This is a genomic window from Microbacterium sp. HM-570 (assembly GCF_054165885.1).
This window is the reverse complement of the sequence record NZ_CM135111.1, coordinates 447,031-458,934: the sequence shown is the minus strand read 5'-3', so window position 1 is coordinate 458,934 and position 11,904 is coordinate 447,031. Positions and strand designations below refer to the sequence as shown.

Below are 11,904 nucleotides of genomic sequence, written 5' to 3'. Positions count from 1 at the left end.
ACGGATCCCTTCGGTGGACGACTTCCAGCTGGCCCGTATCGGCGCCGGAAGTGTCACGCTCCACGATGCCCGACGCAAGGCTCGCCGGACCGTAGACCTCGAGCCCTTCGAGATCGGGGTGTACCCCGTGACGGAGGAGCAGCTCGCCGAGATCCTGGGCGAGACATCCGTGCACCCACGGCGCCCGGCGGTAGAAGTGAGTTGGCTGCGAGCCATCCGCTTCTGCAATGCGGCGTCGGAGTGGGAAGGGCTCGACCCGGCCTATTCGTTCGAGGGTCAGGATGTCTCGTGGCACGTCGATTCTGACGGCTACCGTTTGCCGACCGAGGCCGAGTGGGAGTTCGCGTGCCGTGCCGGGTCAACCGGCGCCCACTACGGCCCGCTCGCCGAGGTGGCCTGGACGAGTGGTGATGGGACCACGACCCCGCAGAACGTCGGCGGCAAGCTGCCCAACCTGAACGGCCTGTTCGACACCCTCGGCAACGTGTGGGAGTGGTGTTGGGACCTGCTCGACCCCGGTCGATATCGGGACTATCGGGTGTTCCGCGGCGGCGGGTACGCCGACGACGCGTGGAGCGTTCGGGCCTCGACCCGGCGCGGCGGACCCCCGCGGGCGACGCACGAGGATGTCGGGTTTCGCCTGGCTCGGGGCGGGTTCGACGGTGTCGGCGAGGCGCAGGGCTGGGCGGACGCGGTGGACCGGGAGCGTGCGGATCTGGATGGGCCGCTGCCGCCGGGCTGGACCCCGCTCGGGCGATGAGCGTCTGGGTCTTGCTGCGTATCGTGGCGACTTGCGTGGTTTCGGCGTAATTCTGGAAGGAATCTTGGGGCTGGAAGGCTCGGATATGGCCGAAAAGCGGCCTTCGGTGCCCGTCCTTCCTTTCAGATTTGCGCTTTCCCGGGGGCTGATCTGGGCAACTCTGCGCTGCCGGGCGAACATCCGAGAGGATCGCTATGGCTGATGTTGCCTGAGGTGGGCTCCGCGGGGCCATCCAAGCGGGATCGCACCTCTCGGATGTCCGCCCTATGCGGGTATCGGGCTCGATCAGGCGGGGCGCTCGATGACGAGCAGGCCTTCCTTGGTGTCGGCCACGGCGACCCAGCCGTCGCCGAAGAGGAACGTCACCCCGTAGCCGTCGTCGTCGGTCGCGACGGTCGTGTCGGGGTTTTCGGTGACGTACATGCCGTCGGGTGATTCTTCCGCGACCCAGCCGCCCTCGGTCAGCTCCTCTTGGGCCTTTTCGGCTTCCACGGGGTCAATTCCAGCCCAGCCGTAGATCTGCAGCCCGGTTGTCAGGGCTCCTGCCGCACCCCAGATGCACCACAGGCCGTCGGGGATCTCGCGTGATCCGATGCGGAACGCTTCCTCCTGTGCCTCCCACCCTGCCTCGACGAACGCGGCGACGAGGTCGGGTGCGATGAGTGTTTCGCAGGTGAGGTCTTCGGGGCGCGCCACAGGCACGATTGCTGTGCGCGTCGGTGTGGGGGTGGCGGTGGGAGCAGCACTGGACGGCGGCACGGATGGCTCAGCATCCGGTGTCGACGCGCAGCCCGACAGCACCAGCGCGGTCACGAGCGCCGAGGCGCCGAGGGCCGTGCGGGAAAGGTGGAGCGCGCGGGAACGAGTCATGGCGTCCAGATCAGGGGGCCGACGTCGGGGAGTGGACGAAATCGAGGAAGTCTTGGTGCAGGATGCCGTTGGTCGCCATCACCGAACGTGCCGAGAGCGTCTGCTCGCCCTCGAATGACGTGACGCACCCGCCGGCCTCGGTGATGATCGGAACGACGGCGGCGATGTCGTATTCCTGTACGCCGAACTCGGCGACGAACTCGAGGCGCCCCTCGGCGAGCAGCATGTAGGGCCAGACATCGCCGTAGCCGCGGTCGCGCTTGACCCGGCGCGTCAGGGCGATCAGGGCGTCGAGATGACCCGTCTCGTCCCATTGCGCGATGCTCTGGAAGCTGACGCTGGACTCGTCGAGGGTGTCGATCGCCGATACCCGCAGGCGTCGCTCGCCACCCTCGGGGGTATCGGTCCAGGAGCCGAGCCCTTCGGCACCCCACCAGCGGCGTCCGATCGCCGGGATGCCGACGACGCCGACGACGGGCAGCCCGTCGACCGCAAGGGCGGTCAGGTTTCCCCACATCGGGATGCCGCGGACATAGTTGGCGGTTCCGTCGATCGGATCGATGATCCACTGGCGGCGGCTGTCACCTGTTGTGCCGAACTCTTCGCCGAGGATCCCGTCGCCGGGTCGCTCTGTGGCGAGGATGTCGCGGATGGCCCGCTCGGCAGCCAGATCCGCCTCGGACACGGGCGAGGCATCGGGCTTTGTCTGCACGTCCAAGTCCACGGCGTCGAACCGTGCCATGGAGGCCAAAGCCGCGGCATCCGCGAGTCGGAGCGCGAGGGAAAGGTCGTCGGCACGCGAGTGTTCGGTGTGCGCGACGCCGGGGACGGGCGACGTGGGGGAAGTCACGGCCCCAGGATACCGGCGTTTGCCTGGACGATTAGCGAGTGACGTAACCGTGATGGTAACGTTGATCCTCGGTTCGCCCGGCTCCACCTGGGCGGCCTCTGCACCTCTAGCTCAATCGGCAGAGCAACTGACTCTTAATCAGTGGGTTCTCGGTTCAAGTCCGAGGGGGTGCACTGGGAAGCCTCTGAGATCTCGCCATCTCGGAGGCTTTTCTTGTTCTTGGTCAGAGGCTATTTCTGCTCACCGGCATCCCTGCCTCTCGCGCTCCAGGGGGCTGAGCGCGACTCCGCGCGAATCTGCACCGTGCAATCCACGTGCATCCCAGGCTCTGGAATCGCCCATCATCGGCCTGCTGACCGTGCACGGACCGAGGGTGTCAACGTGCTCGATCTGCGCCGGTAAAAGCGTCCGTCCAATTGATCGTGCAATCTGCTGATCAGGTCTTCGACTGAGTAGCGCTCAGAGCGCATCAGCATCGTCACTGCGAGGAGTCCCCCCGCTGTTCGCCGTCTTCCTCAGGGAGCGCATCCTGCCATGGCCGACGACGTAGGACCCACAGCAGATGCCAGACACGATGAACCCGCCGATACCGATAGCGATGGCCCAGCCCAGAGCGAGCCCCAGTTCCAGCGCTCCGGGGTACGCCCCCGCGCCACAACCGATCGCGATGAACACGGTCCAGAACCAAGCCCACGCCTTTGAGGACATCAAGGCACTGTATGCGCGAAGCATCGCGCTTGGATATTCGGCTCGATCACGCGGGCTGTGAGGTGTTGAGTAGGCCCGCCAGGTCGGCACCGAGCCCACCCTGCCCGGACCGGTCGAAACGGTCTGGCCACACGAGCGTCGACGCTCTGATCAGGGCCACCCAGCCCATCAGCACAAAGAACACGCCCACGACGAACAGAAGCCCGGGCGTCAGGAAGTCGACGCTCGGGAAGGGGGTCGGCTCGGGCTTCGGGGCGTTGAAGAACCGTAGATTGCTCACCACAATCCACAGTGCCCATCCGCCGACTCCGAACAGGAGTTGGATGGCTTGCAGCACCGCAACTGTCGTGCCCCCGATAAGCGCGAGTCCTCCGGAAACGAAGAGAGCGGCCGCGGCCGGGCCTCGTCGCCACCGAGTCATCGCTTCCCCCGCCCGTTTGTTCTGCGGAAGTCTGACACGGGCCACATTCTGGGGCCCGCATATCTTGGCGGGTCGAATAACCCGCGCGGCGTGAAGCGAGGGGCGCGATCAGGGCTTCAGGAGGACCTTGATGGCGCGGCGCTCGTCCATCGCGGCATAGGCCTCGGCGACCTCGGCCAGCGGCAGGGTGAGGTCGAAGACGCGACCGGGCTGAAGACGGCCGCTCCAGACATCCGGCAACAGTTCTTCGATGTAGTTGCGGACCGGCGCGACGCCCCCGCTCAGAGCGATGTTGGCACCGAACAGGGCGCCGACCGGCACCGAGTTGCCCTCGGCGGGAACGCCCACGAACCCGACAGTGCCGCCGGGGCGGACGGTCGCGATGGCTTGGTCCATGCTCTCGGAGGTACCAACGCACTCGAGCACGGCGTCGGGGCCGATGTCGTCGAACAGGGCCTTCGCCGCGGCGATGCCCTCGTCGCCGCGCTCGGCGATGACATCGGTCGCGCCGAACTCGCGGCCGAGCGCCTGGCGCGATTCGTGCCGTGACATCAGCACGATGCGTTCGGCGCCGAGACGCTTCGAGGCGAGCACGGCACAGAGGCCGACCGCGCCGTCACCGATAACGACGACCGTGCTGCCGGGACCGACCCCGCCGGACAGCGCGGCGTGGTGGCCGGTGCCGAAGACATCCGACAGCGTCAGCAGATGGGGGATCAGGTCGTCGGACGGATACTCGGGGGTCTTCACGAGCGTCCCGTCGGCGTGCGGCACACGGACGAATTCGCCCTGGGCGCCGTCGGCGAAGTCGCCGAAGTGATCGCGCGAGCCCCACCAGGAGTGCTCGAGACATGAGGTGGAGACGCCGTTGCGGCAGTTCACGCAGGTCATGTCGCAGTCGTAGAACGGCGCGATGACGAAATCGCCGACGGCGACGTTCTCGACATCGTCTCCGATCGCCTCGACGACGCCGACGAACTCGTGCCCGATGCGCGAGCCGGGCTTCGGGGCCCGCACGCCGCGGTAGCTCCACAGGTCCGAGCCGCACACGCAGGCCGCGACGATGCGGACGATCGCGTCACGCCCCGAGCTGAGCACGGGGTCGGGCACCTCTTCGATTCGGACATCACCGGCTGCATGGATCGTCGTTGCACGCATGGTTTCAGCCTACGGCGTGGGTCCGGGGCGCGAGGGTGCCCATTCCGCGTGCGAGGGTGCTTGTCCCATGGCGCGAGGGTGCTTGTCCCATGGCGCGAGGGTGCCCGTTCGGACTGCGGAACGGGCACTCCCGGGTGGCGGAACGGGCACTCTCGGGTGGCGGAACGGGAACTCTCGGGTGGCGGAACGGGAACTCTCGGGCGTGAAATAGGCACCCTCGCGCCGCGGGCGCCGGCGGAGGGTCAGCGTCCCGCGGCGGCGATGCGGGTCGAGAGCTGGTGGGCGTGCGCGAGCAGGGTGCGGCCCAAGCCCGCGAGGCGATCCGGGCCGAAACGAAACTGAACCCCCGTCAGGCTCAGCGCCCACTCCGGATGCCCCGCTCGGTTGAACACCGCGGCGCCGACGCCCCAGCTGCCCTCGACGATCAGGCCCGGGTTGACGGCATAGCCGCGGTCACGGGTTTCGGTCAGCCGCGTGCGGAGCGGGTCGAGGCGGTGTGTCGGGCCCCACGATTCGTCCAGGTCGGGGTGGCGGTCGAGGTATGCGTCGACCTCGGGTTCGGGCAGGAACGCCAGGATCGCGAGCCCGGCGGAGGCGACGCCGAGCGGAAAACGGACGCCCTCGCTGAGCACGAATGAGCGGATGGGAAAGGCCCCCTCCTCGCGCAGTAGGCACACGGTCTCGTCGGCCCGCCGCACGGACAGAAACGCACTCTCTTCGGTCTTGACCGCGAGTGAGCGCACGATGTCGCGCGCCAGGGTCGTGATGTCGTACCGGGCTGCGGCGACGGTTCCCATCAGATAGAGCTCGGGCCCGGGCATCCATCGTCCGGTGGTGGCGTCCTGATCGACCAGTCCCTCGGCCCGCAGGGCGGACAGCAGTCGATGCGCCGTCGAACGCGACAGGTCGGCGCGGCGCGCGAGGTCGGCGGTCGGGGCACCGCTCGTGCCGGTGGCCGTGACGAGGCGCAGCAGGTGCGCCGCCCGGCCGATCGCCTGGGCGCCGGGCACCGTGGAGGTGTTCATAATGTGGACGTTATAGGCCACGGCATCCATATCGCAAGGCACCGATTGCCGTTTGTGGAGCTGGTCGACAGGCTGTAGTTGGGAATCGGGCGGCGGATGCATCCGCAGTATCTGTCCGAATCGTGGACACACCAAATCGCCCAGTATGTGTGCCCGAACGTTCGACAAGCCGGACGTGAAACAAAGGAGTGACGCGTGATCGACAAACAGGTGGCAACCGCGGCCGAGGCCGTGGCCGACATCCCGGACGGCGCATCTCTCGCCGTCGGCGGGTTCGGGCTCTCGGGCAATCCAATCGCCCTCATCGAGGCGTTGCTCGCGCAGGGCACGACGGATCTCAGCATCGTCAGCAACAACTGCGGCGTGGATGACTGGGGTCTGGGTGTGCTGCTGAACGCCCACCGCATCCGCAAGATGACGTCGTCGTACGTGGGTGAGAACAAGGAGTTCGAGCGGCAGTTCCTCTCGGGCGAACTCGAACTCGAGCTGACCCCGCAGGGCACGCTCGCCGAGAAGCTGCGCGCGGGTGGTTCGGGCGTCGCGGCGTTCTACACGCAGACGGGCGTCGGCACGCAGGTCGCCGAGGGCGGGCTGCCGCGCCGCTATGACGGCTCGGGCGGAGTCGCCGTCGCGTCCCCGCCGAAGGATGTCCGCGTCTTCGACGTGAATGGTGTGCCTCGCGAGCACGTGCTCGAAGAGGCAATCGTGACCGACTTTGCGCTCGTCCACGCCCTCCGCGGCGACCGACACGGCAATCTGATCTTCAACAAGGCTGCCCGCAACTTCAACCTCCTCGCGGCGATGGCCGGGCGCGTCTGCATCGCCCAGGTCGAAGAGCTCGTCGAGCCCGGCGAGCTCGACCCCGACCAGGTCCATCTGCCCGGGGTCTACGTCCACCGCATTCTTGAGGTGGGCACCGACATCGAAAAGCGCATCGAGCGTCGCACGGTGCGCGCCGGTTCGGAAGGGAACTGACATGGCTCTCGATCGCTTGCAGATGGCCGCGCGTGCCGCCGCCGAGCTGACGGATGGCTCGTACGTCAACCTCGGGATCGGGTTGCCGACCCTGATCCCCAACTATGTGCCGGACGACGTCACGGTCGTGCTGCAGTCCGAGAACGGCATCCTCGGCGTCGGCCCGTACCCGGCGGACGCGGATGTCGACCCCGACCTGATCAACGCCGGAAAAGAGACCGTGACGACGCTCGCGGGATCCTCGTTCTTCGACTCGGCGACGAGCTTCGGGATGATCCGCGGCGGCAAGATCGACGTCGCAGTGCTCGGCGCGATGCAGGTTTCGCGCACGGGGGACCTCGCGAACTGGATGATCCCCGGAAAGATGGTCAAGGGGCCGGGCGGCGCGATGGACCTCGTCCACGGCGCCGCGAGGGTCATCGTGTTAATGGAGCACGTCGCGAAGGATGGTTCGGCGAAGATCGTCGACGAGTGCTCACTGCCCCTCACCGGGCGCGGCGTGGTCGACCGGATCATCACGGACCTTGCCGTGATCGACGTCACCCCCGACGGACTCGTGCTGGTGGAGGTGGCCTCGGGGGTGACCGTGGCCGAGGTGATAGCGGCGACCGAGCCACCCCTGACCGTTTCACCCGCACTGGAGGAGAAGGCATGAGCGCCCCGACGCAGGACCCACACGCCGACGACATCGTGATCGTCGCCGCCGCCCGTACCCCGCAGGGCCGACTCAAAGGCCAGCTCGCGTCGTTCACCGCGTCCCAGCTCGGCGGTTTCGCCATCCGCGGCGCGCTCGAGAAGGCCGGCATCGCACCGGACGCCGTCGACGCCGTTGTGCTCGGTCAGGTTCTGCCCGCCGGGTCGGGCCAGAACCCCGCACGTCAGGCGTCGCTCGCGGCGGGCATCGGATGGGATGTGCCGGCGTCATCCGTCAACAAGGTCTGCTTGTCGGGTCTCACAGCGATCATCGATGCCGCGCGCATGATCCGGGTCGGCGACGCCGATGTCGTCGTGGCCGGCGGCATGGAGTCGATGACCCGCGCGCCGCACCTGCTGATGGGCTCGCGCGATGGCTGGCAGTACGGCAGCGTCGAGGTGCTCGACCACATGGCGCTCGACGGCCTGACCGACGCGTACGACAACGAGAGCATGGGCGCGTCGACCGAGCGCCACAACGAGCGGTTCGAGGTGACCCGCGAGCAGCAGGATGCCGCTTCCGCCCGATCCCATCAGCGCGCGGCGGCCGCGACCGAGGCAGGCGTCTTCGTCGACGAGATCGTGCCGGTCGAGGTGCCACAGCGGCGCGGCGATCCTGTGCTCGTGTCAGCGGATGAAGGCATCCGTCCCGACACGACCGTCGAGACGCTCGGACGGCTCCGACCCGCGTTTGCCGAGGGTGGGTCGATCACCGCCGGCAACTCGTCGCAGATTTCGGATGGCGCGGCCGCCGTGGTCCTGACGCACCGCGCCCACGCCGAGGCACAGGGATGGCCCGTGCTCGCCGTCGTCGGCGCGAGCGGCCAGGTCGCTGGGCCCGACAACTCGCTGCACGCGCAGCCCGCCCGGGCGATTGCGAAGGCGCTCGAGAAGCAGGGGCTGACGCCGGCCGACCTCGACGTCGTCGAGATCAACGAGGCATTCGGTGCCGTGCTGGTGCGCTCGCAGGCCGAGCTCGGGCTCGCCGATGACGTCGTCAACATTCATGGCGGTGGCATGGCCATCGGGCACCCGATCGGCGCGTCCGGCGCGCGGCTCGTCGTACACGCCGTGCACGAGCTCGGGCGGCGGGGGAGCGGCACGGCTGCGGTCGGGCTCTGCGGCGGCGGCGGACAGGGCGAGGCACTGATCCTCACGCTCTGAGCCGAACATCTCGGCCGCGGTCGGGGCGCGAGATCGCCCCTTAGCGTCGAGCGCGCCGGTTGTTGGCGGGGAATACGCGGCGATTTCGACGCCAAGCGGTGTTCTCGGTGCGCCAAGCGGCGCTCTCGGTGCGCCAAGCGGCGCTCTCGGTGCAACGAGGGGCGCGGGGTGCGTAGTCTGCCGGAGTCAGCAGCACAGACGCGGGACCCGTGATCAGACCGATCAGCGCCGACGACCACGCCGAGTGGCTCGACCTGTGGAACGCCTACATCGCGTTCTACGAGGCATCCGTTCCCGACGAGGTCACGGCGTTCACCTTTGGTCGGCTGATCAACGACGACGAGGCGATGTACGGAGCGATGGCACGGGATGCCTCGGGCTGGGCGGTCGGGATCGTGCGCTGGTTGACGCATTCGGCGACCTGGTCACGCGTTCCCGACGTCTACCTCGAAGACCTGTACGTCTACCTCGAAGACCTGTACGTCGATCCGGCGGCGCGCGGCGGAGGTGTCGGGCGTGCCCTGATGGGGCATGTCGAGCGGTGGGCGCGGGAGCGGGGCGCTGCGAAGGTGCTATTTACGCAGACGCTTCTTGAGGAGTTTCTCTTCCTTGCCGTGAACCGGAGAGTCGTCGGCGATCGTGTGGCCGCGAGATGCGCGTTGCGTGTCCACGATCGCACCGATGACAAGTGCCGCGGTGATCAGCCAGTTGAGCCACGCCAGTGCCTCGCGCCAAGTGAACTCGCTGTCACGCGAACCGCGCATCAGGGTGATGCCGCCGGTGACCGCAGAGATAAGGCCTGTGCCGAAGAGGTACTTGCGCATGGACCCACGCTACCCAAGGTCCGAGCTCCGCGCCCCTGGTTGACAATTCGGTTCGGGTTCCTCAGCCATCCGAAGTCTCGCGACACATCCCTCGCGCGAAGCGCCAGATAACCTGGAGGAAGCACGCCTGCCCGTCCCGATGCTCGTGAGAGGCCCCCGTGACGACCGATCTGCCCGATCGCGCCGACTTTGTCATCGTCGCCAATCGACTGCCTGTCGACCGCGCCGAGGACGGTGAATGGCGGCGCTCACCGGGAGGACTGGTCACGGCCCTCGAGCCGATGATGCGCCGTGCCGATGGCGCATGGGTGGGATGGCCCGGTCAGGCAGAGCTCGAGCTGGAACCCTTCGAATTCGACGGCACCCACCTCGTGCCGATCGCGCTCAGTGCGGACGACGTCGAGCTGTACTACGAGGGGTTCTCCAACGACACGATCTGGCCGCTGTATCACGACGTGATCGCGGCACCTCGCTACAGCCGCCTGTGGTGGGAGGCCTATGTTCGCGTCAACCGGCGCTTCGCCGAGGCCGCCGCCGCCGTGTCCGCCGAAGGCGCGACAGTCTGGGTGCAGGACTACCAGTTGCAGCTCGTACCGAAGATGCTGCGCGAGCTGCGCCCCGACCTGACGATCGGCTACTTCCACCACATCCCGTTCCCGGCATATGGGCTGTACTCGCAGCTGCCGTGGCGCAAGCAAGTGCTCGAAGGTCTGCTCGGAGCGGATGTCATCGGGTTCCAGCGCGTCGCGGATGCCGGAAACTTCGCCCGCGCCGTGCGGCGCCAGCTGCGGTACGACACCAAGGCTTCGGGGATCTCGGTGCCTGTCGGCGATGGCCGCACCCGCATCGCGCTCGCGAAGGCCTTCCCGATCTCGATCGATGCCGAGTCGTATGCCGAGCTTGCCCGCTCACCCGAGGTGCAGGCTCGCGCCAGAGAGATTCGCGAGGGCCTGGGCAATCCGCGGAAGATCCTGCTCGGCGTCGATCGCCTGGACTACACCAAGGGCATCCGGCACCGGATGAAGGCGTTCGGTGAGCTCTTGACCGACGGCAAGCTCGATACCTCCGATGTCACGCTCGTCCAGGTCGCGAGCCCGAGCCGCGAGCGAGTCGTCGCCTACGCCCAACTGCGCGACGAGATCGAGCTGACGGTCGGGCGCATCAACGGAACGTTCGACACGATGGGCCACACGGCCATCCGGTATCTGCACCATGGCTATCCCCGCGAAGAGATGGTCGCGCTGTTCCTCGCCGCAGACGTGATGCTCGTGACGGCTCTCCGAGACGGCATGAACCTCGTCGCCAAGGAATATGTCGCCTCGCGCATCGACAACCGCGGTGTGCTCGTGCTGAGCGAGTTCGCCGGAGCCGCGGACGAGCTCGGCAGCGCCCTGCTGATCAACCCGCACGACATCGAGGGGCTGAAGGAATCGATCATGCGTGCCGTCGAAATGCCCGGTGCCGAACAGGGCCGCCGGATGCGCTCGCTCCGTCGCCGCGTGTTCGAACACGACGTCGAGGCGTGGTCGCAGAGCTTCGTCGCGGCGCTCGACGCCGCACGCCGACGAGACCGGGGACCGGCCCCGAGAGAGGTGGCACCCGCGTGAGCGCCGAAACAAGCGATCTGACGGTGGAGCTCGAGAAGCTCGCCGCAACACCCGTCCTGCTGGTCGCGCTGGACTTCGACGGCACTCTCGCACCCCTCATCGACGAGCCGATGAAGGCGCGTGCCCTACCCGTGTCGAAGGATGCCGTGGCGCAACTCGCGGCGCTGCCCGACACGATCGTGGCTTTTGTCTCGGGACGGATGCTCGCGGACCTTCGCGTCATCGGCGAGCACGCCGACGACTCGCGGATCTATCTGGCCGGATCGCACGGTGCCGAGTTCTGGTACCCGGCCCATTCGCGCGACGCGAGGACTTCGGCGGCGGAAGAGGACTCTGCGGCGGAGCGAGTCCTCTCGCCGAGCGGAACTCCTCTCGACGGGCAAGACGACGTGGACGCCGACGCTGTCCGGGCGGCCGCGGACGCCGTCGTCGCTGACATCGACGGTGCATGGATCGAGCACAAGGCCTTCGGGTTTGCGCTGCACTCGCGCCTCAGCACGCCCGACGACGCCGCGCGGGCAACACGCGAGATCGATGCACTCGTGGTCGAGCGCGCCCCGGGTTGGCGGCGCCGCACGGGCCAGGACATCCTCGAGTTCTCGACGAGTCATGCGGGGAAGGATGCCGCGATCGCCGCATTGCGAGAGGTCACGGGCGCGACGGCGGTGTTCTTCGCGGGCGACGACGTGACGGACGAGGACGCGATCGCTCAGCTAACCGAAGTCGACCTGGGCGTGCGCGTCGGGCCGGGCGAGACATCCGCTCGCGCACGTGTCGCAGACGCCCAAGAACTGGCCGGAGTGTTGTCGACCCTCGCGCGGATGCGGTCGGCCTCGCGGGAATAGACTG

The 11,904-nt window shown here is 67.8% G+C and carries 13 protein-coding genes and 1 tRNA gene; 8 read left to right on the top strand and 6 right to left on the bottom strand.

Going from position 1 to position 11,904, the window contains the following annotated elements; genetic code table 11:
- Window positions 1-13 precede the first annotated feature (13 nt).
- Window positions 14-760, top strand: coding sequence for a formylglycine-generating enzyme family protein (locus ACT9TC_RS02165; protein ID WP_458041818.1), 747 nt, complete (start codon window positions 14-16; stop codon window positions 758-760).
- Between the two features lie 285 nt (window positions 761-1,045).
- On the opposite strand, the gene ACT9TC_RS02160 is transcribed toward ACT9TC_RS02165, so the two are convergent.
- Together ACT9TC_RS02160 and ACT9TC_RS02155 are read right to left on the bottom strand one after the other, a co-directional pair.
- The gene (locus ACT9TC_RS02160) at window positions 1,046-1,630 is read right to left on the bottom strand and encodes a hypothetical protein (protein ID WP_458041817.1); all 585 of its coding nucleotides are present in this window, start codon (window positions 1,628-1,630) and stop codon (window positions 1,046-1,048) included.
- Between the two features lie 10 nt (window positions 1,631-1,640).
- A complete protein-coding gene (locus ACT9TC_RS02155; RefSeq protein ID WP_458041816.1) occupies window positions 1,641-2,480 on the bottom strand; it encodes an inositol monophosphatase family protein in 840 nt (279 codons plus the stop codon).
- 100 nt (window positions 2,481-2,580) lie between these two features.
- On the opposite strand from ACT9TC_RS02155, the gene ACT9TC_RS02150 reads away from it, so the two are divergent.
- Window positions 2,581-2,653 (top strand) — tRNA-Lys (locus tag ACT9TC_RS02150).
- A 286-nt stretch (window positions 2,654-2,939) separates the two neighbouring features.
- Here ACT9TC_RS02150 and ACT9TC_RS02145 read toward each other — a convergent pair.
- From ACT9TC_RS02145 to ACT9TC_RS02130, 4 genes are all read right to left on the bottom strand, one after another.
- On the bottom strand, window positions 2,940-3,188 hold the full coding sequence (locus ACT9TC_RS02145) for a hypothetical protein (protein ID WP_458041815.1): 249 nt from the start codon (window positions 3,186-3,188) through the stop codon (window positions 2,940-2,942).
- 46 nt (window positions 3,189-3,234) lie between these two features.
- The gene (locus ACT9TC_RS02140; protein ID WP_458041814.1) at window positions 3,235-3,609 is read right to left on the bottom strand and encodes a hypothetical protein; all 375 of its coding nucleotides are present in this window, start codon (window positions 3,607-3,609) and stop codon (window positions 3,235-3,237) included.
- Window positions 3,610-3,717: 108 nt separating this feature from the next.
- Complete coding sequence (locus ACT9TC_RS02135) at window positions 3,718-4,767, bottom strand: zinc-dependent alcohol dehydrogenase family protein (RefSeq protein WP_458041813.1); 1,050 nt, start codon at window positions 4,765-4,767, stop codon at window positions 3,718-3,720.
- Between the two features lie 242 nt (window positions 4,768-5,009).
- Window positions 5,010-5,792, bottom strand: coding sequence for an IclR family transcriptional regulator (locus ACT9TC_RS02130; protein ID WP_458041812.1), 783 nt, complete (start codon window positions 5,790-5,792; stop codon window positions 5,010-5,012).
- A gap of 195 nt (window positions 5,793-5,987) precedes the next feature.
- On the opposite strand from ACT9TC_RS02130, the gene ACT9TC_RS02125 reads away from it, so the two are divergent.
- The 6 genes from ACT9TC_RS02125 to ACT9TC_RS02100 all read left to right on the top strand — a co-directional run bounded on the left by ACT9TC_RS02125 (window position 5,988) and on the right by ACT9TC_RS02100 (window position 11,900).
- Window positions 5,988-6,767 carry a CoA transferase subunit A gene (locus ACT9TC_RS02125; protein ID WP_458041811.1) on the top strand — a complete coding sequence of 260 codons (780 nt, stop codon included), beginning with the start codon at window positions 5,988-5,990 and terminating at the stop codon, window positions 6,765-6,767.
- A 1-nt stretch (window position 6,768) separates the two neighbouring features.
- Window positions 6,769-7,422, top strand: a complete 654-nt coding sequence (locus ACT9TC_RS02120) for a 3-oxoacid CoA-transferase subunit B (protein ID WP_458041810.1) — start codon at window positions 6,769-6,771, stop codon at window positions 7,420-7,422.
- The gene (locus ACT9TC_RS02115) at window positions 7,419-8,624 is read left to right on the top strand and encodes an acetyl-CoA C-acetyltransferase (protein ID WP_458041809.1); all 1,206 of its coding nucleotides are present in this window, start codon (window positions 7,419-7,421) and stop codon (window positions 8,622-8,624) included. Before ACT9TC_RS02120 ends, ACT9TC_RS02115 begins: the two co-directional genes overlap by 4 nt.
- A 209-nt stretch (window positions 8,625-8,833) precedes the next feature.
- The gene (locus ACT9TC_RS02110) at window positions 8,834-9,559 is read left to right on the top strand and encodes a GNAT family N-acetyltransferase (protein WP_458041808.1); all 726 of its coding nucleotides are present in this window, start codon (window positions 8,834-8,836) and stop codon (window positions 9,557-9,559) included.
- A gap of 47 nt (window positions 9,560-9,606) precedes the next feature.
- Window positions 9,607-11,055 (top strand): alpha,alpha-trehalose-phosphate synthase (UDP-forming), encoded by a 1,449-nt coding sequence (locus ACT9TC_RS02105; protein WP_458041807.1) that lies wholly within the window; start codon window positions 9,607-9,609, stop codon window positions 11,053-11,055.
- Complete coding sequence (locus tag ACT9TC_RS02100) at window positions 11,052-11,900, top strand: trehalose-phosphatase (protein ID WP_458041806.1); 849 nt, start codon at window positions 11,052-11,054, stop codon at window positions 11,898-11,900. Before ACT9TC_RS02105 ends, ACT9TC_RS02100 begins: the two co-directional genes overlap by 4 nt.
- The last annotated feature ends 4 nt before the right edge of the window (window positions 11,901-11,904 follow it).

Bases quoted from the DNA above. Each gene is read 5' to 3' on its own strand.
- ACT9TC_RS02160 (WP_458041817.1), bottom strand. From the start codon at position 1,630: ATGACTCGTTCCCGCGCGCTCCACCTTTCCCGCACGGCCCTCGGCGCC.
- ACT9TC_RS02145 (WP_458041815.1), bottom strand. From the start codon at position 3,188: ATGTCCTCAAAGGCGTGGGCTTGGTTCTGGACCGTGTTCATCGCGATC.
- ACT9TC_RS02140 (WP_458041814.1), bottom strand. From the start codon at position 3,609: ATGACTCGGTGGCGACGAGGCCCGGCCGCGGCCGCTCTCTTCGTTTCC.
- ACT9TC_RS02135 (WP_458041813.1), bottom strand. From the start codon at position 4,767: ATGCGTGCAACGACGATCCATGCAGCCGGTGATGTCCGAATCGAAGAG.
- ACT9TC_RS02130 (WP_458041812.1), bottom strand. From the start codon at position 5,792: ATGAACACCTCCACGGTGCCCGGCGCCCAGGCGATCGGCCGGGCGGCG.
- ACT9TC_RS02120 (WP_458041810.1), top strand. From the start codon at position 6,769: ATGGCTCTCGATCGCTTGCAGATGGCCGCGCGTGCCGCCGCCGAGCTG.
- ACT9TC_RS02115 (WP_458041809.1), top strand. From the start codon at position 7,419: ATGAGCGCCCCGACGCAGGACCCACACGCCGACGACATCGTGATCGTC.